The sequence below is a fragment of the Variovorax boronicumulans genome, assembly GCF_040544675.1.
Taxonomy (GTDB): Bacteria; Pseudomonadota; Gammaproteobacteria; order Burkholderiales; family Burkholderiaceae_C; genus Variovorax; species Variovorax boronicumulans_D.
This window is the reverse complement of record NZ_JBEPKK010000011.1, coordinates 69,464-91,846: the sequence shown is the minus strand read 5'-3', so window position 1 is coordinate 91,846 and position 22,383 is coordinate 69,464. Positions and strand designations below refer to the sequence as shown.

Sequence of the window (22,383 nt, the reverse complement as noted above, 5' to 3'; positions counted from 1 at the left end):
TGCGTTTTTTTTAAGAGGATTGACGGGGGGAAGCCGCAGTGCCGGACGTAACCGATTCGGGCACCGGGTCACGGCCGGTCAGGGCAACGACGGCGTCCTGGGGGCTCACGCGGCCGTCGAGCAATGCGACCACGCCTTCGGCAATCGGCATCTCTATCCCCAGGCCGCCGGCGCGCTGCACCACGGTGCGCGCGCAGTACACGCCTTCGGCGACGTGGCCCAGCGAATCGACCGCCTGCGCCAGCGTGCGGCCCTGGGCCAGCAGCAGGCCGACCTTGCGGTTGCGCGACAGGTCGCCGGTGGAAGTGAGCACGAGATCGCCGAGGCCCGACAGGCCCATGAAGGTCTCGGCGCGGGCGCCGAGCGCGAGGCCGAAGCGGGTCATTTCAGCGAGGCCCCGTGTGATGAGCGCCGCGCGGGCGTTGAGCCCGAGCGCGAGGCCGTCGCACAGGCCGGTGGCGATGGCGAGCACGTTCTTGACCGCCCCGCCGACCTCGACGCCGACGATGTCCTCGTTGGCATAGACGCGCAGCGCCGGTCCGTGGAAGGCATCGACCAGCGCATCGCGCACCGCCGCATGCGGGCTGGCGGCGACCAAGGCGGTCGGGCGGCCTTCGGCCACCTCTTGCGCAAAGCTGGGGCCGCTGAGCACGCCGGCCATCAAATCGGGAGCGACCTGCGCCCATATTTCGTGGGCGAGCAGGCCGAAGGATGTGGCATCGAGCGCGGGCTCGACGCCCTTGCACAGCCATGCCACCGGCGCAGTACAGCTGCGCAGCGCGATGAGTTGTTCGCGCAGGGCGGACATGGGCGTGGCCACGATGACGAGGTCGGCGCCGGCATGCGCCTGGCCGATGTCGCCGGCCCGCACGGCGAGCGAGGCCGGCAGCGCCAGCCCCGGCAGATAGCGGGTGTTTTCGCGCGCCTTCGAGATGGCTTCGGCCTGGGCGGCATCGCGCGCCCAGAGCGTGACCTCGTGGCGGGCAGCCGCGTTGACGGCCACTGCCGTGCCCCAGGCACCGGCGCCATGAACGCAGATCTTCATCGGCGTCAGGGCCTGTGGCCGGTTTACTGCGTGACGATCGACGAAGGCTGGCCGGCAGCCTGCGCCTGTTGCTGCTCGTACATCGCCTGGAAGTTGATTTCAGCCAGGTGCACGGGCGGGAAGCCGCCGCGCTGGATCACGTCGGCCACGTTGCCGCGCAGGTACGGGTAGACGATCTGCGGGCAGGCGATGCCCAGGATCGCACCCATCTGGTCTTCGGGCAGGTTGCGGATCTCGAAGATGCCGGCTTGCTTGGCTTCGACCAGGAACACGGTCTTGTCCTGGATCTTGGTCTGCACGGTGGCCGACACGGTGATCTCGAAGATGCCTTCGGCCACGGGCTGGGCGTCCACGCCGAGCTGGATGTCGACGGTGGGTTGTTCCTGCTCCAGCAGGATCGCGGGCGAATTGGGTTGCTCGAGCGACAGGTCCTTGAGGTAGACGCGCTGGATCTGGAAGATGGGATCTTGGGCTTGCTGGTCGGCCATGGCTGAACTTTCGAGGATCAAAACAATGCCCGCCGGGGAGAGGTTCCCGCAGCGGGCTGCAGATGGAAGAGCAGACGATTATCGCCCGCTCGCAAGACGGGCCCGGCTGCTTTGTGTTTCAGGCGCCCTGCAGCAACGGAACCAGTCCGCCGCGGCTGTCGAGCGCCATGAGGTCGTCGCAACCGCCCACATGGGTGTCGCCGATGAAGATCTGCGGCACCGTGCGGCGCTGGGTGATCTCCATCATGGTGTTGCGGGCCTGCGGGTCGGTGTCGATGCGGATCTCTTCGATCTGCTCGACGCCCTTTGACTTGAGGATTTGCTTCGCACGCGTGCAATAAGGGCAAACGGCGGTGGTGTACATCTTGACTGCTTGCATACGCTGTATCTGGTGGAGGCTTCAGGCCTTTTCAACCGGCAGATTGGCCTCTTTCCAGGCCTTGAGCCCGCCGGCGACCGCCTGGGCCTGCTCGTAGCCGAGCTTCTTGGCCATGGCCACGGCGCGCTGGGCGCGGGCGCCGGTGGCGCACACCAGCAAAAGCGGCACATTCTTGTTCTTGACCGTGCTGGCCAGCTTCTCGTCGAGCTGGTTCAGCGGGACGTTCCTGGCGCCGATCATGTGGCCGGTGGCGAATTCTTCGGGTTCGCGGACGTCGACCAGCACGGCGCGCTCGCGGTTGATGAGCTGCACGGCGCCCTGGGCCGTGAGCGTTCCGCCGCCCGCGCCCCGGACCAGCGGCCAGGCCAGCATGCCGCCCGAGCTGAGTGCGATCAGGATCAGCATCCAGTTCGCGGTGACGAATTCGATCAATTTCACGGGGGTTCCTTGGATGGCAAACGTGGGATTTTAGAATGCTGGTTTTCCCAAGCGCTCCCAAAGGCCTCCCACATGCACAAACTGGTACTGATCCGCCATGGCGAATCGACCTGGAACCTCGAAAACCGCTTCACCGGCTGGACCGATGTCGACCTGACCGAAACCGGCGTGGAACAGGCCAAGCAGGCCGGCCGGCTGCTCAAGGCCGAGGGCTACGATTTCGATGTCGCCTACACCAGCGTCCTGAAGCGCGCCACCCGCACGCTCTGGCACACGCTGGACGAACTCGACCGCACCTGGCTGCCGGTGGTGCACTCCTGGCGCCTGAACGAGCGCCACTACGGTGGCCTGCAGGGCCTGAACAAGGCCGAAACCGCCAAGAAATACGGCGACGAGCAGGTGCTGGTCTGGCGCCGCAGCTACAGCACCCCGCCGCCGCCGCTGGAAGCCAACGACCCGCGCAGCGAACGCAGCGACCTGCGCTACGCCAAGCTCTCGCCCGAACAGATTCCGCTGACCGAATGCCTGAAGGACACGGTTGCGCGCGTGATGCCGTTCTGGAACGAGTCCATGGCGCCCGCCATCCGCACCGGGCGCCGCCTGGTCGTGGCGGCCCACGGCAACTCGATCCGCGCGCTGGTGAAGTACCTCGACGGCATCTCGGACGACGCCATTGTCGGCCTGAACATCCCGAACGGCATTCCGCTGGTCTACGAGCTCGACGACGACTTGAAGCCCCTGCGCCACTATTACCTCGGCGATGCCGCAGCCGCCGAAAAAGCCGCCGCCGCCGTGGCCTCGCAGGGCAAGGGCTGAAAGATTACCCCCGCTTGCCGCTCCCCCGTGGAACCACGGCAAACAAATTGCTTCCAAGCTGTGTATATTGGTTCGACAGCCGCCGACAAGGACAACTACTCATGATGGGCCAGAAACTGAAGATCACCGGCTGGGTCGCCGCTGGCGCCGTAGCGGGCGTCCTGACCACCGTCTCGCTGCAAACGGTCGCACGCGGATCGCTTGCGCCGCTCCCGCTCGAGGAACTGCAGCAGCTCGCCGCCGTCTTCGGCATGGTCAAGAGCGACTATGTCGAACCGGTCGACGAGAAAAAGCTCATCTCCGATGCCATTTCCGGCATGGTCGCCGGGCTCGATCCGCATTCCCAGTACTTCGACAAGAAGTCCTTCAAGGAATTCAGGGAAGGCACGACGGGCCGCTTCGTCGGCGTCGGTATCGAAATCTCCCAGGAAGACGGCCTCATCAAGGTCGTCTCCCCGATCGAAGGCTCCCCGGCCTTCCGCGCCGGCCTCAAGCCCAATGACCTGATCACCAAGATCGACGACACGGCCGTGCGCGGCCTCTCGCTGAACGAAGCGGTCAAGCGCATGCGCGGCGAAGCCAACACCAAGGTGCTGCTCACCATCTTCCGCAAGGACGAGAGCCGCACCTTCCCGGTCACGATCACGCGCGAAGAAATTCGCACGCAGTCGGTGCGCGGCAAGATGCTGGAGCCGGGCTACGGCTGGATCCGCCTGTCGCAGTTCCAGGAACGCACCGTCGACGACTTCGTGAAAAAGGTCGAAGATCTTTACAAGGAAGACCCGAACCTCAAGGGCCTGGTGCTCGACCTTCGCAACGACCCGGGCGGCCTGCTCGACGCGGCGGTGGCGGTGTCCTCGGCCTTCCTGCCCGAAAACGTCACGGTGGTCACCACCGACGGCCAGCTCCCGGAAAGCAAGTCGGTCTACAAGGCGGCGCCCGAGTTCTACCAGCGCCGCTCCGGCAGCGACCCGCTGCGCAACCTGCCGGCGGCCCTGAAGAACGTGCCGCTGGTGGTGCTGGTGAACGAAGGCTCGGCCTCGGCCAGCGAAATCGTCGCGGGCGCGCTGCAGGACCACAAGCGCGCGGTCGTCATGGGCAGCCAGACCTTCGGCAAGGGCTCGGTGCAAACGGTGCGCCCGCTCGGCCCGGACACCGGCCTGAAGATCACCACGGCGCGCTACTACACGCCGAGCGGCACCTCGATCCAGGCCAAGGGCATCGTGCCCAACGTGCTGGTCGACGAAAGCGCCGAGGGCAGCCCGTTTGCCGCCCTGCGCATGCGCGAAGCCGACCTCGAGAAGCACCTGGCCAGCGGACAGGGTCCGGAAACCAAGGACCCGGAACGCGAAAAGGCCCGCGACGAAGCCCGCAAGCGCCTCGAGGAAGAAGCCAAGAAGCCGCCGCAGGACCGCAAGACGCCTGAATTTGGCAGCGACAAGGACTTCCCCCTGATGCAGGCGCTCAATCGCCTCAAGGGCCAGCCTGTGCTCGTGAGCAAGACGCAGGTCATCGTCGAGAACAAGGACGAGAAGAAGGAAAACTGAAGCCGGTGAACGGGCCGCACGCCGCGTGCGGCTCTCGCCGGCGGCAGTTTCTTCTGCATTCGCGAAGAAAACCCAGGCGCGCATGGACGACAACGACCTGCTGCGCTATTCGCGCCATATCCTGCTTGAAGAATTCGGCATCGACGGCCAGGCGCGCGTCAGTGCCGGTCGCGCTTTGGTCATCGGCGCCGGCGGGTTGGGTTCTCCGGTTGCGCTGTACCTTGCCGCCGCCGGTGTAGGCCACATCGTGCTGGTGGACGACGATCAGGTCGATCTCACCAACCTGCAGCGCCAGATCGCCCATACCCAGGCGCGCGTAGGCCACTCCAAGGTCGAATCCGCCGCGCAAGCGATGCGCGACATCAACCCCGACATCGTCATCGAAACGCATGCCCTGCGCGCCGACGAAGCCTTGCTCGCGCAGTGGGTTGCGGCGGCCGACGTGGTCGTGGACTGCTGCGACAACTTCGCCACCCGCCAAGCGGTGAACCGGGCCTGCGTGGCGCACGGCAAGCCGCTGGTGGCGGGTGCGGCGATCCGATTCGACGGCCAGCTCAGCGTCTACGACACGCGCGATGCCGCGTCTCCCTGCTACGCCTGCCTGTTCCCGCCCGACGCGTCCTTCGAGGAAACGCGGTGCGCCGTGCTGGGCGTGTTCGGCCCCGTGGTCGGCACCATCGGCACGCTGCAGGCCAGCGAGGCCCTGAAGCTGCTCGCGGGCATTGGACCGTCTCTGGCGGGCAAGCTGCTGATGTTCGATGGGCACAGCACCACCTTCGACACTTTGCGCGTGGCCCGCGATCCGCACTGTGGCGTTTGCGCACAGCGCGCCGTGGCGCCCGGCACTTCCTAAGGCTTTTTCATTCAAGGCTGCTTCGCGCCCTTGGCCCTCGCCGCCCCATTGGCGGCAGCGCCGGCGCTGGGTTTGTTGGCGCCAGCGACCACGTCCTTGCAATCGGCATCCTCGCCCGGCCCGGTCTCGATGGTCGCGGCCAGCGCCAACAGCGGGTTGACGGCGCCCAGCGCCAGCGCAGCCAGTCCGCGCCCGGCCAAGGGCCCGATCTCGACGCCACCCGTCGGAGCCCCGAAGGTGCCGCCGACGACCAGCGGCGTGCGCAGCGACAGGATGCTCTTGGACTTGGGCTCCGGACGAACCACGAAGTCGAGCGTCTCGTTCGCCAGGTTGGCCTTGCCGGTGGCGATGAACACGGCATTGGTGGTGTCGACCACCAGCGTGCGTCCCGTCATCAGGCCCTTGTCGACATCGAAGGCAACCGCCGCACAGCGCAATTCGACATTGCGGTCACCGCGCAGCAGGAACTTGATGATGTCGCCCCCCACCAGCGTGGCAAACACGGGCAGCAGGTTGCCGAACTGGCCACGGCCCGCCAACACCGCCACGTCGCCCGAAGAACCTCCCAGCCAGGTGGCCACGGAGTTGCCCGACCCCGACAGGTTGAGCCGCCCGTCGAGCCGCCCCACGCTGTTGCCGGTGGTTTCCAACTTGGGGAACAGACGGGCGAGCTGCATGCCGCGCAGGTCGAGCGATGCGCGGATGTCCGCCGGATTCTTCGAGGCGTCGATGCGGATGGCACCTGCCAGCTTGCCGCCGCCCACGCCCAGGTCCAGCGGGTCGAGCGACAGCACGCCGTTGTTGAGCTTGACCTGTACGTTGCCGCGGTCGAGCGGGATCTCGCGCACATTCTTGATGCGGTCGGCGGTGTACTTCACGTCAGCGTTCATGGCGCGCAGGCGCTCGAAATCCAGCGGCGCCGTCGGCAGCACCTTGCCGCCCGCGGGGCGCTTGACCTGGGTGATGCTGGGCGGCGGCGCCACGTCTTCGACGGCATTGGCCGACCGCGCCGTCGGCGGCAGGCCGATCAGCGGCCCGAGGTCGTCCATGTCCATCACCTTGGAGCGCAGCTCGCCGGCCAGTTGCGGCGTCTGCCCGGCCTGGTCGAAGCGCATGTCGCCTGCAATGTCGGAAAGTCCCAGCTTGCCATTGAGCCCGGCCACCTGCCACAGCGTGCCGCGCTTGCTCAGGTCGCCGCTGAGCGCGTAGGGCGAGGTTTCAGGCAATGCGATGCCGAGCAGCGGAAACAGCGCACCCAGCGTCTGGCCGCTCAACCGGAATTTAGCGTCGATGCCGTCCAGCCCCGCCAGTTCGGCCACCGTGCCGGAGGCTTTCAGCCGGGTCTGGCCCGCGGCGGCATTGATTTCCAAGGGGAACGGCGGTGCGCCCGTGGCGTTGATCTGCAGCACGTTGCCCGTGCGCCCCACGGCGGTCAGCGGCTGGCCCTTGTAGCGGCCCTTGATGCGGAAATCGAGTGGCAAATCGCCCCGGCTGGTGTCGTAGTTGACGTCGGCGTGCAGGTCGACACCCAGATGCTTTGCGAGGAAGTCGATGGCGCCGCTGTCGATCTGCATGAGGCCGATGCTGGGCACCGTGCCCGAGTCCGAGGTGTCCTTGCCCATTGCCCAGGTGCGCCGGCCGTCCTGCTCCATCTGCAGCCCGAGGGTGGGCGAGAACAGCGCGAGCCGCGGAATGACGATCTTGCTGGTGACAAGCGGCCAGATCCGGATGTCGAACTCGGCACGGTCCGCTTTCACAAGATAGGGATCGCGTGCCCAAGGGGGGTTGGCGAATTCGATGCCGTCGAACTTGACGGTGGCGGCGCGCCAACCGAGGTCCACATCGAGCCGCCGCGTGATCTCGAACTTGCGCCCGGTTTTGTCGCTGACGTAGCGGTTGATCGGTTCGCGCAGCATGTCCCAGGGAAAGAACATCAGGCCGATCAGCAGCACGGCGAACAGCAGCACGAGCGAGCCCAGCAATTTTTGCCACAGCGGGCGAACGCTAAAAATGTTCGATGCCATGACTGTTTGGATAACCTTTCTGGGGCCGATGCCGGGTCGGCAACGGACCGCAACGCCCGTGCGGTATGGCCTACGGGGCCTGCGATCAGCCCGTGAAACGCGCTGCAGTCGCGTGAGTCGGAACGCACCTACAGCGCCCAGTGCATGAACCCTGCATCATGCGCACCCTTGAAGCCTCAGTGTCAGGAGCATATGCGTTCCCCAGCGGAGGGACAGATTCGAACGACCCCGCCATTCGAGAGGAAGCGCGGTTCCGCATGGAATTCAGATTGCAGACCTACGTCGTCGAAGACAACCTCACGATCCGTGAAAACCTCATTGGCACGCTGGAAGAACTCACGCCCACCACGGTGGCCGGCTTCGCCGAGACCGAAGCGCACGCACGCACATGGCTGCTGGACGCCTCCAACGTCTGGCACCTGGCCATCGTCGATCTTTTTCTCAAGCAGGGAAGCGGGCTTGGCATTCTGCAGGCCTGCCAGACACGCAAGCCGACCCAGAAGGTGGTGGTGCTCAGCAACTATGCAACGCCCGACATCCGGCGGCGCTGCGCCGAATTCGGGGTCGACGCGGTGTTCGACAAATCGAACGAGATCGACGCGCTGGTCGATTTCTGCACCCTGCAGGCGAAGGCATTGCGCACTTCGCCCGGGGCCTGAAGGCTCAATCGATGAGCTTGTTTTTCAGCGCGTAGTAGGTCAGGTCGCTGTTGGAGGAGAGGTTCATCTTCTCCATCAGGCGGGTGCGGTAGGTGCTCACCGTCTTGACCGACAGCGACAGCGTCTTGGCGATGTCACCCGCGGTTTCACCCTTGGCCAGCTTCAGGAACACCTGGAATTCGCGCTCGGAGAGCTGCTCGTGCGGCGCCGCGTCGTCCTTGCGGTCGAGCTGGCGGGCCAGCAGTTCGGCCACGGCGGGCGTGATGTAGCGCCGGCCCAGCGAGATCGTACGGATGGCGTTGACGATCTCGATCGGGTCGCATTCCTTGTTGAGGTAGCCGCTCGCGCCCTGACGGATCAGGTTCATCGCGTAGTGCTCCTCGGGGTAGCCGCTCAGGATCAGGATGCCCACGTCCGGCGCCTTGGCGCGGATCATGGCCAGGGCGTCGATGCCGCTCTGCCCCGGCATCGAAAGGTCCATCACCAGCACATCCAGCTCGGTGGTTCGCACGAGCTCGATGGCCTCGCGCCCGCTGGCCGCCTCGCCCGCCACGCGCAGGTCCACGTGTTCGGAGAAGAACTGGCGGAGCCCCGATCGCACGATGGCGTGGTCGTCCACAATTCCAATTCTGATCATCTGTTACTTTCGTCGTTGTGTTGCGCTCTTCTAGGCCGCAACATGCCGGTCCCTGAATGTTGTCAATTATTCACGAAGTTCTGCTGAACTCGGCTTTGAAAGTTTCATGCACTGGTTAGCCCCCCCAAGAATGGCCGTGAGCCTGTTGCTCGCAGCACTGGCTGCGCTGGCCATGGTCGGCATCAACGAGGCCGGCTATCACCAGTCGACCCGCGCCCTGGCGGACATCGACGAGGCCCAGAAAGGCCGCGGAATGGTCAACCAGCTCCTGCGGCACATGCTGGACGCCGAAACCGGCCAACGGGGCTACCTGCTGACGGGCGAGCCGAGCTACCGGCAGCCCTACGACATGGCGGTCAAGGAGGTCGACGGCAATCTAGCGGCCCTGCGCCAGCTTTACGCCCAACGGCCGGCCGAACTCGGCAAGCTGGCCGACTTGTCCAAGCACGTGCTGCGCAAGGTGGCCGAAATGGACATGAGCGTGCGGCTGCGGCAGGACGGCAAGGAAGACGCCTGGAAGTTCGTCATCACCACCGACGTGGGGCGAGAAGAAATGGACGCCATCCGCGTCGCGGCCGGTGAACTGCTGGTCCTGAGCAACCAGACCCTGCACCAGAGCCAGGTGCAGGTGATGAAGTCGCTGGGGCTTGCGCGCGTAGGCACGGCCATCGTGGCCCTGGCCGCGCTGCTCGCATTCTTTCTTTACCTGCGGCAGGCGCACATTCTTCGTTCCATCGGCGAGCGCCAGCAGGAAGTGCTGCAACGCGAACGCAATGCCCTGGAAGACGAGGTGAGGGAGCGCACCGCCTCGCTGGCCGAGCTGGCCACGCACCTGCAGGATGTGCGCGAAACCGAGCGCGGCTACCTCGCCCGCGAGCTGCACGACGAGCTGGGCTCGCTGCTCACCGCCGCCAAGCTTGACGTGGCGCGCCTGAAGTCCCGGCTGGCGGATTCGCCCGACGCGATCCAGCGGCTGCAGCATCTGACCGAACTGCTCAACAGCGGCATCGCGCTCAAGCGCCGCATCATCGAAGACCTGCGGCCTTCGTCGCTCTCCAACCTCGGACTGGTGGCGTCGCTGGAGATCCTGGGGCGCGAGTTCGCCGAGCGCTCGGGCCTGCAGATCGAGATGGCGCTGGAGCCGGTGACCATGGACGAATCGCGCCAGCTCACGATCTACCGCATGGTGCAGGAGAGCCTCACCAACATCGGCAAGTACGCCGAGGCCACCGAGGCCACCATCGTGCTGAAGAACTACGAGAACCACGTCATCGTGGAAGTCGCCGACAACGGCAAGGGCTTCGACACGCAGCACGTGCGGCCCTCGACGCACGGCTTGGCGGGCATGCGGCACCGGGTGGAGGCGGCACGGGGCAAGCTCACGATCACCTCCGTGCCCGGCCAGGGTGCGCGCGTGAGCGCGATGCTGCCGGTGATCAAGCAGGCCTGAGCGGCATAGCGGCGCGGGCGGTTTTTGCGGCGCGCGGCATTCCTTCACACAGGCGGCAAGGCGGACTCGGTCGTCTCCTACGCTCCGCGCCCCCGGTCGCTGACAGGGTCGCAGCAGGCCCCCAATTAAGGTAGCTCCACTGACATTTGCTTCCCTCCAGTGCTCCAGCAATGCGCGGAAAAAGCCGATGTCGATATTCAAAAACAACGAGGGAAGCCTCGAAGGAGTTCCGCATGTTGCATTACGCCGTGGTGTTTCTGGTCATCGCACTGATCGCAGCCCTGTTCGGTTTTGGCGGCATTGCCGCCAGCGCCGTCGGGATCGCCAAGATTCTTTTCGTGATCTTCGCCGTACTCGCAATTGCCAGCTTCCTTGCCGGCTTGCTACGACGCAAGTAGCGTAGTTACGATTCACAGGCTCCCTGCATTTCATCTTCCCCGAAAGGACTTTCACATGAACACGACCAAGACCCCCTCGCAACTCGCCGACGACGCACGCCAGACCGCCAGTGATGCAGTCGACTCCACCCGCGCCTACGCTCAGAACGCGGTGAATGCAGCCGGGGAAAAGGTCCGCGAACTGCGCCGCGATGCGGAGCCGGCCGTCGAGCAACTGGCAGCCCGCGTGCAGCAGGCCGTGCAGCGCGGCCTTGATGCCGCATCGACGACCAGCGCACGCGCACAGCGACGCCTGGAGCAGGCTGCCGACGTGACCGGCCGCTACATCTCCGACCAGCCGGTGCGCTCGGTGCTCATCGCAGCCGCCGCCGGCGCCGCCATCACGGCACTCATCGTGCTGGCCAGCCGCCGCAGCCGGGACGACTATTGATCGCTTGAAGTCGATCGCCTGAGTTTTCGTTTCACAGCGTCCCACCGTTTTCCGGCATCCCCGCACCATGCTTCATCCGATTTTCTCCACGGTGCTCGGGCATCCGGAACTCGTCGCCGACCACGTCGCCAACTACGCAGCCCTGGTCCGGCAGGAAAGCGCCGCGGCGGGACGCGGGCTCATGGCTCGCCTCATCGCCGGCGTGCTGGCAGCCGCCAGCGCCATGCTGGCGCTGGGGCTGATCGGCGTGGCGGTGATGATGGGCGTGCTGCACGGCAGCTTCCACTGGGTGTTGGTGATCGTGCCGGCCGTGGCCCTCGTGATCGCGGCCATCTGCGCCTACATTGCCGCCCGGCCGAGCCCCGGCCATGGCTTCGACGACCTCCGCGCGCAACTCGATGCCGACCTGCAGGCCCTGCACGATGCCGGAGCACGCCATGGTCAGCGTTGATCGCACCGCGCCCCTGACCCCGCAGCAGCGACTGGCGCTTTCGCGCCGGGCGCTGGTGCGTCAGCTCAACGGCGGAAAAGACGAACTCGCCTTCCGCGACGAACGGCGCGAGCCCGAAGACGATCTGGAATATGCGCACCAAGACCCGATGACGATGGGCGCCGACGATGTTCCGTCGCAGCCTTCGTCACGGCGCAGTCGCAATGTGTGGGCGTCGATGGCCCGCGGGGTCGCCCAACGGTGGTGGCGACGCCATCCCGCACATGCCATGGGCCAGTTGGCCCGTCCGCTGCTCGACCACTATGCGCGCAAGCAGCCCGCCAAGCTCATGGCGGTGGCCGCGGCCACCGGGGCTGTGCTTGTGCTGGCCAGGCCGTGGCGCCTGCTGTCGGTGACTGCCGTGCTGGCAGCGGTGCTCAAGACATCCGACGTGGCTGACGTTGTCAACACGTTGATGCAGAAGAACCAAAGCTCCCCACGAAAGGACCCGTCATGACAGCCGATGTTTCATCCCCCCGCAAGGCAACCGCGCCCTACACGCCCATGGTGCTCGACCAGGGCGCGATCGACGCCGCCGGCAAGAGCGTCGACGAAGGCGCCGACACGCCCAGCTACGGCCCCTGGCGCGACGACGTCGTCAAGCTGCTGAACGACGCACTGGCCACCGAGCTGGTGTGCGTGCTGCGCTACAAGCGCCACTACTTCACCGCCAACGGCGTCGAATCGCCCAAGATCGCTGAAGAATTCCTGGTGCACGCGAACGAGGAATCCGGCCACGCCGACCGCATTGCCGAACGCATCGTGCAGCTGGGCGGCCAACCCGATTTCGCGCCCAACCATCTGCTGGACCGCAGCCATGCGGGCTACGACGAATCGACCGACCTGCAGGCCATGGTGCGCGCCAACCTCGTGGCCGAGCGCATTGCAGTGGAGTCATACCGCCAGATGATCGCCTTGATCGGCGACAAGGACCCGACCACCCGCCGCATGCTGGAAGACATTCTTTCCGACGAGGAAGAGCATGCCGACGAATTGAAGGACTGGCTTGGCCACTGAAGCGACTGGTGTGTTCCGGGCCTGAAGGCCCGCCCAGCAAAAAGCCCGGATAAACCGGGCTTTTTGCTGTCGGAAGAGAAAAGCGATCAGCTCTTCACTTCGAGCAGGTTGGTCACCGAGGTCACGCCTTGCACGGCCTTGGCGATCTCTTCAGCGCGCGCCTTGGCAGCTGCCGTGGGCGCAGGTCCCTTCAGGCTCACGGCGCCACCCTTGGTGTCGACGTCGATCTTGATGGCGCTCAGATCCGGGTCCTTGGCCAAGCCTGCGGAAACCGATGCGGTGATCGCTGCATCGTCCACCGTCGCGCTCACTGCGGCACCGGCGTCCTTGACGGCTTCCTTGGCGTTGGCCATGCCTTCCTTCACTTCGCCGGTGGTGCCGGATGACTCGACCGAAGCCTTGGCATCCTTGACGGCCTCGCCGGTCTTGGCAGCCGCGTTTTCGGCAGCCTGCTCGGTCTTGGCGACGGCACTGTCGAGCTTTTCGCCGGCCGTCCGGTTGTCCGCCTTGTCGCAGGCGGCCAGCGTCAATGCAGCGCCGGCCACGAGCACGGCCAGCCATGCGCGCGAATGGGGCATGGCGGTGGGTTGTTGGGTCTTGTTCATTGGAATCCTCCAGTCAGCCGCTCACCGGGAGCGGCAAAAGCAGCTGTGTCCGACGGGACACAGCCGGGGTCTGTCACAGTTTGTCGGCACCGGACTTGATGGCGTCCTTGGCCTTTTCCTTCACATCGCCGTAGGTCTTCTGCACCTTGCCGGCGGCCTGGTCTGCAACGCCTTCGCCTTCGAGCTTCTCATTGCCGACGACCTTGCCGGTCACTTCCTTGAGCTTGCCCTTGGCTTCCTCGACGCGTCCTGCCACTTGGTCCTTGTTCATGTCGCTTTCCTTCCTGCGTAGGTGAAATGCGTGGGCCGGTATGACCCACTGCTTTCAATCTAGTCCGCACGCGAAGGGCGCGAACGTCGCCGGAAACCCGAAGCGGTGTAGGACAAGAAGGCTCAAGCCGTGACGATCCATCCTTCAATGGGGTCGAGTTGGGCGGGCAAGCCGTAGCCCGGTCCAGGGCTTTCGGCGCGCTGCAGGCCCCAGGCGGCCTGCACCAGGCACAGCACCGCGTCGATGTGGTCGCCGCGGGCATCGGCCAGCAGTTCGGCACGCTGGCCGGCGGTGAGCCGAAGCCGCAGGCCCAGCCGCGCGCTGCCGGCTTCCAGCGCGGCAAGCAGGTCGGTGCGGGCTGCGAGGCGCTCCGGCGTCTGTTTCGCGAGGTCGTCGCTCTTGTAGCTGCGGCGCCCCACGAGTTCGCGCGCCAACAGGCCGGGATAGGCCTCCAGCGCGATGCGTTCCTTGTGGGTGCCCGCATACAGGCCCGGCAAACTGGCACCGGCCGCCAGCAGCCGCGGCACGCCGGCATGCAGCATGAAGGCGACCGGCGGATTGACCCACTTCATCGACGGGCTCGACCCCGCGGGCGCATCGGTGGCCCGGTGCGCGAACTTGCCGCCCACGGGCCGCGCGGCGCAGAAGGCGGCGAAGGTGTCGCGGATCTCGGCACGGGTCAATCGCGCGTAGTGCGCGATCAGCGCATCGAATTGCAGCGGCCATTGCAGATGTTCGACCAGTTCGCGCGGCAGGCTGAACGGAAAGTCGAAACCGCCGACCCATGCGGGATGGGCAATCAGCCACTGGCCCCAGGCATCGAGCGTTGAAAAACGCTGCAGGCCGCTCAGCCTGACGGCGTCCGTGCCGGCCAATTCGCCCACGGCCACCACGATCGGCTTGCGGGGGGTCGGCGCACTCGAAAAATCGCAGCCGAAGAGCATGGCCTGCCTTCGATCAGCCCAGCGCGAGCGCCACGACGCCCGCAGCAATGAAGAGCGCACCCAGCAGCCGCAGCATCCGGTCGCCCTCGCGCAGCAGATGCCCGCCGATCAGCGCCGCGAACAGCATCGACACCTCGCGCGCCGGCGCGACGTGCGAGATCGGCGCCTGCTGCACCGCATAGAGCACGAGCACATAGGACACCGGGCTGATCGCCGCCACCAGCAGCGCGTACTTCCATTGCTCGCGCCACATCCGCGCAGTCGTCTTGCGATCGTGCAGCGCGGCCGGGAGCAGCAGCACCAGGCGCACGAAGTTGCTCATGTAGTCCAGCAGGATCGGCGACATCGCGAGGAACTTGACCGCGTAGCTGTCGGTCACCGTGTAGGCCGCGATGAAGGCGCCGGTGAGCACGCCGTAGCGGATGCCCTTTTGCACCCGCTCGCGCTGGGCCGGGTCGTGCTTCTTGTGAAAAAGGCGCGGGCCGCCGGCCACCAGGAACACACCCAGCACCACACCGAAAATGCCGGCCACGCCGACCAGGCTGATCTTCTCGCCAAGGAAGAGGATCGCCACCAGCGACGACAGCAGCGGCCCCGAGCCGCGCGCGAGCGGGTACACCACGGTGAGGTCCGACTTGCGGTAGCCGCGCAGCAGGACCACGTAGTAGAAGACGTGCAGCACGCCGCTCAGCACGACGAAGCCCCACTCCTTCGCGCCCCAGGTCGGCAGCACGCTCCAGCCCAGCGTGATGCCCACGGGCGCCCACACCACGGCCATGAACGCGCCACTCTGGAAAGCGAAGCGCGCATCGCCATTCGCCTTCTTGGCGGCGATGTTCCATGTGGCATGAATGACCCCGGCGAGCAGGATCAGCGCGAAGGCGGAAAGCGGCACCTCGAACTAGGCGTGACCGAGCGCCGCCGGGCCGCCCCAAGGCGCGAGCGGCCCCCTTGGGGGGCAGCGAGGACACGAAGTGCCGAGCGTGGGGGCCACGTACTCAGTGGCGGCCGACGATGGCGGCGGTGGCCATCAGCTCTTCCAGCAGCGCCAGCGAGACCTTGCCCGAGACCTTGTACGGGTCGAGCTCGGGCTTCTCGGAATACTTGAGCAGCGTCGAGGCATTGAGCTTCGAGAGGTTGACCTGCCCCATGGTCCAGCCGCCGAAACGGCGCTCGGAAATTTCTTCGTAGTGCAGCAGCACCACGTCCTTGTGGCGCACATCGCGCTGGATGTGGCCGTAGAGGTCGCTGATGGCATCGCGCCCACCCTCGATGGCCTGCAGGAAGGTGCCGGCGCCGTAGCAGAGGATGCCGGTGATGCCGCACGCCGGGTTGTGCGTGCGCGATTTCGTCAGGATCGCCTCGATGGCCGCGGGGCTGGTGTCGACTGCACGGCTGGCGTAGAGAAGGCGGACAAGCATGGTCAGCTCTTTCGTGGGAGCAGGGAAAGGAATTCGCGGCGCAGGCTGGGGTCCTTCAGGAACACGCCGCGCATGACGGAATTGATCATCTTGCTGTCCATTTCCTTCACCCCGCGCCAGGCCATGCAGAAATGCTCGGCTTCCATCACGAGCGCCAGACCGTCGGGCCGGGTCTTTTCCTGGATCAGGTCGGCCAGCTGCACGATCGCCTCTTCCTGAATCTGCGGACGGCCCATCACCCATTCGGCCAGGCGCGCGTACTTGGAAAGGCCGATCACGTTGGTGTGCTCGTTGGGCATCACGCCGACCCAGAGCTTGCCGATGATGGGGCAGAAGTGGTGAGAGCAGGCGCTGCGCACGGTGATCGGGCCGACGATCATCAGCTCGTTCAGGTGCTCGGCGTTGGGAAACTCGGTGAGCGCGGGCGGCGGCACATAGCGGCCGCGGAACACCTCGTTGAGATACATCTTGGCGACGCGGCGTGCGGTGTTGTCGGTGTTGTGGTCGTTCGCCACGTCGATGACCAGGCTCTCGAGCACGGCCTTCATCTTGACCTCGACCTCGTCGAGCAGCGCCTCCAGCTCGCCCGGTTCGATGAACTCGGCGATGTTGTCGTTGGCGTTGAAGCGCTTTCGCGCCGCATTCAGTCGCTCGCGGATCTTGATGGAGACGGGGGTGCCCTCGTCGTCATCTTTGCGATCGGGGAGCGGTTCGACGTCGGTTTTCCTCAGCATCCGCGCATGGTAGCAGCGATCTTTTTTCAGCGTCCCCTGAGGGAAACACCGCGGAACCGGCTTTGCCGGGCTGCAGGTGTTGCCCCCGGCAGGGGGTGGGAAAAGCGACACGCAGTGCGCGAAGCCTGGGGGCGAGCTCAGCCCAGCGCGAAATCGGCTACCAGCGGCAGGTGATCGGACATCCGGGCCCAGATCGGGCCGCGCGGCACGGTGCAGGCCAGAGGCTCCAGCTTGCGGCCGTAGACGAAATCGAGCTGCGCCACCGGCAGCCGCGAGGGATAGGTGAGCGTGCGCGGGCCGCGCAGGTCGCTGGCATCGCGCAGGCCCATGGCATTCATGGCGTAGCGCATGCGCGCGCCCCAGTCGTTGAAATCGCCGGCCACGATCACGGCTTCGTCGGCCGGTACCTCGCGGTCGATGAACTCGCGCAGCCGGGCGACCTGCCGCACGCGGCTGCCCTTGATGAGACCCAGGTGCACCACGATGGCATGCACCGGCCGCCCCTCCACCTCCATCACCACGTGCAGCAGCCCGCGTTGTTCGAAGCGGTGGTCCGAGATGTCCTGGTGGCCGGTGCGGATGACCGGCCAGCGCGTGAGCAGCGCATTGCCGTGTTCGCCATGGCGCGTGACGGCGTTGGTTTCGTAGACGGCGGTATAGCCCTCGGGCGCAAGAAAGTCGGCCTGCGGCAGCTCAGGCCAGCGCGCGAAGCGGGCGGCGGCCTGCCGGTTCATCTTGCGCACTTCTTGCAGGCAGATGATGTCGGCATCGAGCTGTTCGATGGCGTGGCCGAGGTTGTGGATTTCCAGACGCCGGGCGGGCCCGATGCCCTGCACACCCTTGTGGATGTTGTAGGTCGCGACCCGGAGGTTGTGTGTTGCTTCTACCGGCTGGTTCATCGCACAAATTCTGGCAGCAACAGAATGGCTTCGGCATTCGACGGGGAAAAGCAGGCGTCGGCCGCCTCCTGGTACGGCAGCCATTGCCAGTCGGTGTGCTCGCGCGGAGCCAAGGTGGGGGTCAGGCGCCCGGGCACGCACAGGCCGAACAGGTGCTCGGTGTTGTGCGTGATGCCGGGCTCGTAGCGGGCGCGCCAGCCGGGGTAGATCTCGTAGATGTTGCTCAGCTGCCAGTCGACCAGCTGCGAAGCCAGCGCTGTGCCCTTGCCGCACTGGATGCCGGTTTCCTCGGCCACCTCGCGCGCAGCGGTGAACGCCAGGGGCTCGTCGGCCACATCCTTGCTGCCGGTGACCGATTGCCAGAACTCGTTGGCATCGGCGCGCCGGATCAGCAGCACGTCGAGCGCGGGCGTGTGGATCACGACCAGCACCGACTCCGGGATCTTCCAGGGCCGGGTGCCGGTCGTCATGCGCGGATCAGGCCGCCTGGGGCGTGTTGCGCAGCTTGATGTGCAGTTCGCGCAGCTGCTTCTCGTCGACCGGGCTCGGCGCCTGCGTCAGCAGGTCTTGCGCGCGCTGGGTCTTGGGGAAGGCGATCACGTCGCGGATCGACTCGGCGCCGGTCATCAGCATGACCAGGCGGTCCAGGCCGATGGCGATGCCGCCGTGCGGCGGTGCACCGTACTGCAGCGCGTCCAGCAGGAAGCCGAACTTGAGCTGTGCGTCCTCGGCGCTGATCTTCAGCGCGCGGAACACCTTGCTCTGCACTTCCTCGCGGTGGATACGCACCGAACCGCCGCCCATCTCGATGCCGTTGAGCACCATGTCGTAGGCCTTGGCGATGCACTTCTCGGGCGCGGTGTCCATGAGGTCTTCATGGCCGTCCTTCGGTGCGGTGAACGGGTGGTGCACGGCCGACCAGCGCTGGCCGTCTTCGTCGAACTCGAACATCGGGAAGTCGACCACCCAGAGCGGTGCCCAGCGGTCGTCGAACAGGCCGTTCTTCTTGCCGAAGGGGCTGTGGCCGATCTTCACGCGCAGCGCGCCGATGGCGTCGTTGACGACCTTTTCCTTGTCGGCGCCGAAGAACAGGATGTCGCCGTTGCGCGCACCCGTGCGGGCGATGATCTCGGCCAGCGTGTTGTCGTCCAGGTTCTTCACGATCGGGCTTTGCAGGCCTTCACGGCCGGCGGCTGCGTCGTTGACCTTGATGTAGGCCAGGCCCTTGGCGCCGTAGATCTTGACGAACTCCTGGTACGCGTCGATTTCACCGCGCGACATGCCGCCTTCGGCACCGCCCCCAGGCACGCGCAGCGCCACGACGCGGCCGCCCACCATGGTGGCGGCGTTCGAGAACACCTTGAATTCCACGCGCTTCATCAGCTCGGTGAGTTCGGTGAACTCGAGCTTCACGCGCAGGTCGGGCTTGTCCGAGCCGTACTTGAACATTGCGTCGCCGTACGTCATCGTCGGGAACACCGGCAGGTCGATGCCCGCGGCGTTGCGGAAGACGTTGCGGATCATCCCTTCGAACATCTCGCGGATTTCCTCTTCGGCGAGGAACGAGGTCTCGATGTCGATCTGGGTGAATTCAGGCTGGCGGTCGGCGCGCAGGTCTTCGTCGCGGAAGCACTTCACGATCTGGTAGTAGCGGTCGTAGCCGGCCACCATCAGCAATTGCTTGAAGAGCTGGGGCGACTGCGGCAGCGCGAAGAAGCTGCCGTCGTGCACGCGACTGGGCACCAGGTAATCGCGCGCGCCTTCGGGCGTGGACTTGCCCAGCATCGGCGTCTCGATATCGATGAAGCCGTTGGCGTCGAGGAACTTGCGCGTTTCCATCGTCACCTTGTAGCGCAGCATCATGTTGCGCTGCATGGCCGGACGGCGCAGGTCGAGCACGCGGTGCGTGAGGCGGGTGGTTTCCGACAGGTTGTCGTCGTCCAACAGGAACGGAGGCGTGACCGAGGGGTTGAGCACCTTGAGCTCGTGGCACAGCACTTCGATCTTGCCGCTCTTCAGGCTGTCGTTGGTCGTGCCTTCGGGGCGCGAACGCACGAGGCCGGTGATCTGCACGCAGAACTCGTTGCGCAGGTTTTCGGCCACGGCGAAGGTGGAGGCGCGATCGGGATCGCACACGACCTGCACATAACCTTCGCGGTCACGCACGTCGATGAAGATCACGCCGCCGTGGTCGCGGCGACGGTTGACCCAACCGCACAGGGTGACGGTCTGGCCCAACAGGGCTTCGGTCACAAGACCGCAATAGTGAGTACGCATGGCCATAGGGATGACTTCCGGCGCCGTCGTGGCGCGTTTGTTTTTATGAGTTGGGTGGCTTGATCGCCACCGTGGCGGGGGCGCCCGGAACGACCACCCCCATCGAGACGATGTACTTGAGCGCTTCGTCCACGCTCATCTTCAGTTCGATGCAGTCGCTGCGCTTGAGCATCACGAAATAGCCGCCCGTGGGGTTGGGCGTGGTCGGCACATAGACGCTGAGGAATTCCCCGGAGCCCAGGTGACCGGCCACCTCGTTGCCCGGCGCACCGGTCACGAAGGCGATGGTCCACACGTTTTCGCGCGGCCACTGGATCAGCACCGCCGTGCGAAAGGCATTGCCGTTCTCGGAGAACAGCGTGTCCGACACCTGCTTGACGCTCGAGTAGATCGAGCGCACCACCGGGATGCGGCGCACCACGGCGTCGCCCCAGCCCAGCAGGCGCTTGCCGACGAAATTGCTCGCGATGGCGCCGACCACCAGCAGGATGGCCAGCGTGAGCAGCACGCCGAGCCCGCGGATGTTGTTTTCGAACAGCCATTTCTGCCACATGACCGGCAGCACCCACAGCGTCTGGTCGAGCGTGTCGATGATCCACTTCAGCACCGCCAGGGTGATGAACAGCGGAACGATCACCAGCAAGCCGGAGAACAACCATTTGCGCAGGGCGAGCATGGCGGGGTCTCAGTCGCCGCTCTTGGCGGCGGGGGCTGGCGCGGGAGCGGGTGCCACCGGGGCCGGCGCGGCGCTGGGTGCGGCGGCGGGCGAAGACGACTCGGCGGGCTTGGCGCCTTCGCTCGCGGCGGGCGCCGTGGCGGGCTCGGCCTTCTTGCCGCTGCCCTCGCGGAAATCGGTCACGTACCAGCCCGAGCCCTTGAGCTGGAAACCGGCGGCGGTGACCTGTTTTTCGAACGCGCTCGCGCCGCACGCCGGACACACCGTGAGCGGCGCGTCGGACATCTTCTGCAAAGCGTCTTTGGCAAAGCCGCAGGCGCTGCACTTGTAGGCGTAGATGGGCATGGGGAAATTGGGGTCCAAAAAGCGGCGCAGCTGCCGCTCGCAAAGCCCTCGATTATAAGGGCCTACCCCGTCGCCGCGGTGACGTCAAGCCGGCTCGGTTGCCAGCGGCCGGTGCGGGGTTTGCGTATTCGCCAGCCACTGCGGCAGCAGCGAACCGGCCACCATGCCCGCGAACGAGGCCAGCACACCCGCCAGCTGCGCCGGAAATGCCTCTCCCCACGGCATCGCCAGGAACAGCAGCCAGGTGCCGATGCCCAGCAGGATGGACGCGGTCGCGCCCTGCGTGGTGGCGCGGCGCCAGTACAAGCCGCACACCAGCGGCACGAAGGCCCCCACCAACGGCACCTGGTAGGCCCCGGAAACCAGTTCGTAGATCGGCGTGCCCTGCATCCGGATGGCATAGGCCAGCACGGCGGCACTGAACACCAGCACCGTGATGCGCATCGTCAGGAGGTTTTCGCGGTCGGTGCCCGCGGGACGGAACTGGCGCCAGATGTTTTCGGTGAAGGTGACGCTGGGCGCCAGCAGCGTGGCCGACGCGGTCGACTTGATGGCCGACAGCAGCGCCCCAAAGAACAGCACCTGCATCACGAACGGCATCTTCTGGAGCACCAATGTGGGCAGCACCTTCTGCGGATCTTCCTTGAGCAGCACGGCCGTCTCCGCCGGCATGATCAGCAGCGCGCTGGCCACCAGGAACATCGGCACGAACGCGAACAGGATGTAGGCCGCGCCGCCGATCACCGGGCCGCGGGTGGCGGACTTCACGCTGTTGGCCGACATCACGCGCTGGAACACGTCCTGCTGCGGAATGGAGCCAAGCATCATGGTGATCGCCGCCGCGAAGAAGAACACCATGTCGTGCCAGTTGGGCTCGGGCCAGAACTTGAAGAGGTCCTTGCTGACCGCGAAGGCCACCACCTTGTCCGCGCCGCCGGCCATGTTGCCGGCGAACACCGCGATCACCGCGAGGCCGCCGACCAGGATGATCATCTGGATGAAATCGGTCACCGCCACCGACCACATGCCGCCGAAGAGCGTGTAGGCCAGGATCGAAAGCACCCCGATCACCATGCCCATCGGAATGCTGATGGCGCCGGCCGACAGCACGTTGAACACCAGCCCCAGCGCCGTGACCTGCGCCGAGACCCAGCCCAGGTAGCTCAGCATGATGATGAGCGTGCAGGCCACCTCGACGCTGCGGCCGTAGCGCTCGCGGTAGTAGTCGCTGATGGTCAGCAGCGTCATGCGGTAGAGCTTGCCCGCGAAGAACAGGCCCACCAGGATCAGGCAGGTGCCCGCGCCGAAGGGGTCTTCGACCACGCCGTTCAAACCGCTTTCGATGAACTTGGCCGGGATGCCGAGCACCGTTTCGGACCCGAACCAGGTCGCGAAGGTGGTCGTCACGATCATGAAGAGCGGCAGATGCCGCCCCGCAATGGCGAAGTCGGTGGTGTTCTTCACCCGCCTGGCGGCATAGAGCCCGATGGCGATGGTGACCAGCAGATAGACGACAACCAACGTCAGCAGCACGGGGAAT

The 22,383-nt window shown here is 65.9% G+C and carries 28 protein-coding genes; 10 read left to right on the top strand and 18 right to left on the bottom strand.

Annotated features, from left to right (window positions below):
- Positions 1-10: 10 nt before the first annotated feature.
- The 4 genes from ABIC90_RS19380 to ABIC90_RS19365 form a co-directional block, all read right to left on the bottom strand.
- Positions 11-1,045, bottom strand: a complete 1,035-nt coding sequence (locus tag ABIC90_RS19380) for an NAD(P)H-dependent glycerol-3-phosphate dehydrogenase (RefSeq protein WP_354356865.1) — start codon at positions 1,043-1,045, stop codon at positions 11-13.
- A 23-nt stretch (positions 1,046-1,068) separates the two neighbouring features.
- The gene (secB, locus tag ABIC90_RS19375; RefSeq protein WP_354356863.1) at positions 1,069-1,533 is read right to left on the bottom strand and encodes a protein-export chaperone SecB; all 465 of its coding nucleotides are present in this window, start codon (positions 1,531-1,533) and stop codon (positions 1,069-1,071) included.
- Positions 1,534-1,651: 118 nt separating this feature from the next.
- Positions 1,652-1,912: a glutaredoxin 3 gene (gene grxC, locus ABIC90_RS19370; protein WP_106937051.1), complete on the bottom strand. Its 261-nt coding sequence runs from the start codon at positions 1,910-1,912 to the stop codon at positions 1,652-1,654.
- Between the two features lie 21 nt (positions 1,913-1,933).
- A complete protein-coding gene (locus ABIC90_RS19365) occupies positions 1,934-2,317 on the bottom strand; it encodes a rhodanese-like domain-containing protein (RefSeq protein WP_436318227.1) in 384 nt (127 codons plus the stop codon).
- Between the two features lie 105 nt (positions 2,318-2,422).
- Here ABIC90_RS19365 and gpmA point away from each other — a divergent pair, with 105 nt between their 5' ends.
- The 3 genes from gpmA (at position 2,423) to ABIC90_RS19350 (ending at position 5,566) form a co-directional block, all read left to right on the top strand.
- A complete protein-coding gene (gpmA, locus tag ABIC90_RS19360; protein ID WP_354356861.1) occupies positions 2,423-3,166 on the top strand; it encodes a 2,3-diphosphoglycerate-dependent phosphoglycerate mutase in 744 nt (247 codons plus the stop codon).
- Between the two features lie 104 nt (positions 3,167-3,270).
- Positions 3,271-4,713, top strand: coding sequence for a S41 family peptidase (locus ABIC90_RS19355; protein ID WP_354357066.1), 1,443 nt, complete (start codon positions 3,271-3,273; stop codon positions 4,711-4,713).
- Positions 4,714-4,795: 82 nt separating this feature from the next.
- The gene (locus ABIC90_RS19350) at positions 4,796-5,566 is read left to right on the top strand and encodes a HesA/MoeB/ThiF family protein (protein WP_354356859.1); all 771 of its coding nucleotides are present in this window, start codon (positions 4,796-4,798) and stop codon (positions 5,564-5,566) included.
- Between the two features lie 11 nt (positions 5,567-5,577).
- Here the strand turns inward: ABIC90_RS19350 and ABIC90_RS19345 are convergent, their stop codons facing one another.
- Positions 5,578-7,590, bottom strand: a complete 2,013-nt coding sequence (locus ABIC90_RS19345) for an AsmA family protein (RefSeq protein WP_354356857.1) — start codon at positions 7,588-7,590, stop codon at positions 5,578-5,580.
- Between the two features lie 257 nt (positions 7,591-7,847).
- Between ABIC90_RS19345 and ABIC90_RS19340 the strand changes: the two genes are divergently transcribed.
- Entirely contained in the window at positions 7,848-8,249 is a 402-nt protein-coding gene (locus ABIC90_RS19340; RefSeq protein WP_354356855.1) for a response regulator, read from the top strand.
- Positions 8,250-8,253: 4 nt separating this feature from the next.
- Here ABIC90_RS19340 and ABIC90_RS19335 read toward each other — a convergent pair whose 3' ends face one another.
- Positions 8,254-8,886 (bottom strand): response regulator transcription factor, encoded by a 633-nt coding sequence (locus ABIC90_RS19335; protein ID WP_354356853.1) that lies wholly within the window; start codon positions 8,884-8,886, stop codon positions 8,254-8,256.
- A 130-nt stretch (positions 8,887-9,016) separates the two neighbouring features.
- On the opposite strand from ABIC90_RS19335, the gene ABIC90_RS19330 reads away from it, so the two are divergent.
- The 6 genes from ABIC90_RS19330 (at position 9,017) to ABIC90_RS19305 (ending at position 12,671) form a co-directional block, all read left to right on the top strand.
- Complete coding sequence (locus ABIC90_RS19330) at positions 9,017-10,336, top strand: sensor histidine kinase (protein WP_354356851.1); 1,320 nt, start codon at positions 9,017-9,019, stop codon at positions 10,334-10,336.
- A 233-nt stretch (positions 10,337-10,569) separates the two neighbouring features.
- A complete protein-coding gene (locus ABIC90_RS19325) occupies positions 10,570-10,734 on the top strand; it encodes a DUF1328 domain-containing protein (protein WP_013543146.1) in 165 nt (54 codons plus the stop codon).
- 55 nt (positions 10,735-10,789) lie between these two features.
- Positions 10,790-11,164: a hypothetical protein gene (locus ABIC90_RS19320; RefSeq protein ID WP_354356849.1), complete on the top strand. Its 375-nt coding sequence runs from the start codon at positions 10,790-10,792 to the stop codon at positions 11,162-11,164.
- Positions 11,165-11,231: 67 nt separating this feature from the next.
- Positions 11,232-11,615 (top strand): phage holin family protein, encoded by a 384-nt coding sequence (locus tag ABIC90_RS19315; protein ID WP_354356847.1) that lies wholly within the window; start codon positions 11,232-11,234, stop codon positions 11,613-11,615.
- Positions 11,602-12,111: a hypothetical protein gene (locus ABIC90_RS19310; protein ID WP_354356845.1), complete on the top strand. Its 510-nt coding sequence runs from the start codon at positions 11,602-11,604 to the stop codon at positions 12,109-12,111. Before ABIC90_RS19315 ends, ABIC90_RS19310 begins: the two co-directional genes overlap by 14 nt.
- Positions 12,108-12,671 (top strand): ferritin-like domain-containing protein, encoded by a 564-nt coding sequence (locus ABIC90_RS19305; protein ID WP_354356843.1) that lies wholly within the window; start codon positions 12,108-12,110, stop codon positions 12,669-12,671. The genes ABIC90_RS19310 and ABIC90_RS19305 overlap by 4 nt, the downstream gene beginning before the upstream one ends.
- An 86-nt stretch (positions 12,672-12,757) precedes the next feature.
- Here the strand turns inward: ABIC90_RS19305 and ABIC90_RS19300 are convergent, their stop codons facing one another.
- The 12 genes from ABIC90_RS19300 to ABIC90_RS19245 form a co-directional block, all read right to left on the bottom strand.
- Positions 12,758-13,276, bottom strand: a complete 519-nt coding sequence (locus ABIC90_RS19300; RefSeq protein ID WP_354356841.1) for a BON domain-containing protein — start codon at positions 13,274-13,276, stop codon at positions 12,758-12,760.
- 73 nt (positions 13,277-13,349) lie between these two features.
- Positions 13,350-13,547, bottom strand: coding sequence for a CsbD family protein (locus ABIC90_RS19295; RefSeq protein ID WP_206175166.1), 198 nt, complete (start codon positions 13,545-13,547; stop codon positions 13,350-13,352).
- 122 nt (positions 13,548-13,669) lie between these two features.
- Entirely contained in the window at positions 13,670-14,491 is an 822-nt protein-coding gene (locus tag ABIC90_RS19290; RefSeq protein ID WP_354356839.1) for a DUF429 domain-containing protein, read from the bottom strand.
- 13 nt (positions 14,492-14,504) lie between these two features.
- Positions 14,505-15,386 carry a DMT family transporter gene (locus tag ABIC90_RS19285; RefSeq protein WP_354356837.1) on the bottom strand — a complete coding sequence of 294 codons (882 nt, stop codon included), beginning with the start codon at positions 15,384-15,386 and terminating at the stop codon, positions 14,505-14,507.
- Positions 15,387-15,489: 103 nt separating this feature from the next.
- Positions 15,490-15,912 carry a BLUF domain-containing protein gene (locus tag ABIC90_RS19280; protein WP_354356835.1) on the bottom strand — a complete coding sequence of 141 codons (423 nt, stop codon included), beginning with the start codon at positions 15,910-15,912 and terminating at the stop codon, positions 15,490-15,492.
- A 2-nt stretch (positions 15,913-15,914) separates the two neighbouring features.
- Positions 15,915-16,646 (bottom strand): GTP cyclohydrolase I, encoded by a 732-nt coding sequence (gene folE / locus ABIC90_RS19275; protein WP_354356833.1) that lies wholly within the window; start codon positions 16,644-16,646, stop codon positions 15,915-15,917.
- A 137-nt stretch (positions 16,647-16,783) separates the two neighbouring features.
- Positions 16,784-17,545, bottom strand: coding sequence for an endonuclease/exonuclease/phosphatase family protein (locus ABIC90_RS19270; protein WP_354356831.1), 762 nt, complete (start codon positions 17,543-17,545; stop codon positions 16,784-16,786).
- Positions 17,542-18,015, bottom strand: coding sequence for a dihydroneopterin triphosphate diphosphatase (gene nudB, locus ABIC90_RS19265; protein WP_354356829.1), 474 nt, complete (start codon positions 18,013-18,015; stop codon positions 17,542-17,544). Before nudB ends, ABIC90_RS19270 begins: the two co-directional genes overlap by 4 nt.
- Before the next feature lie 7 nt (positions 18,016-18,022).
- Positions 18,023-19,828, bottom strand: coding sequence for an aspartate--tRNA ligase (aspS, locus tag ABIC90_RS19260; protein WP_354356827.1), 1,806 nt, complete (start codon positions 19,826-19,828; stop codon positions 18,023-18,025).
- 37 nt (positions 19,829-19,865) lie between these two features.
- Positions 19,866-20,498 (bottom strand): DUF502 domain-containing protein, encoded by a 633-nt coding sequence (locus ABIC90_RS19255; protein ID WP_354356825.1) that lies wholly within the window; start codon positions 20,496-20,498, stop codon positions 19,866-19,868.
- 9 nt (positions 20,499-20,507) lie between these two features.
- The gene (locus tag ABIC90_RS19250) at positions 20,508-20,843 is read right to left on the bottom strand and encodes an FmdB family zinc ribbon protein (protein WP_354356823.1); all 336 of its coding nucleotides are present in this window, start codon (positions 20,841-20,843) and stop codon (positions 20,508-20,510) included.
- Positions 20,844-20,927: 84 nt separating this feature from the next.
- Positions 20,928-22,376: a sodium:solute symporter family protein gene (locus ABIC90_RS19245; RefSeq protein WP_354356821.1), complete on the bottom strand. Its 1,449-nt coding sequence runs from the start codon at positions 22,374-22,376 to the stop codon at positions 20,928-20,930.
- Positions 22,377-22,383 lie beyond the last annotated feature (7 nt).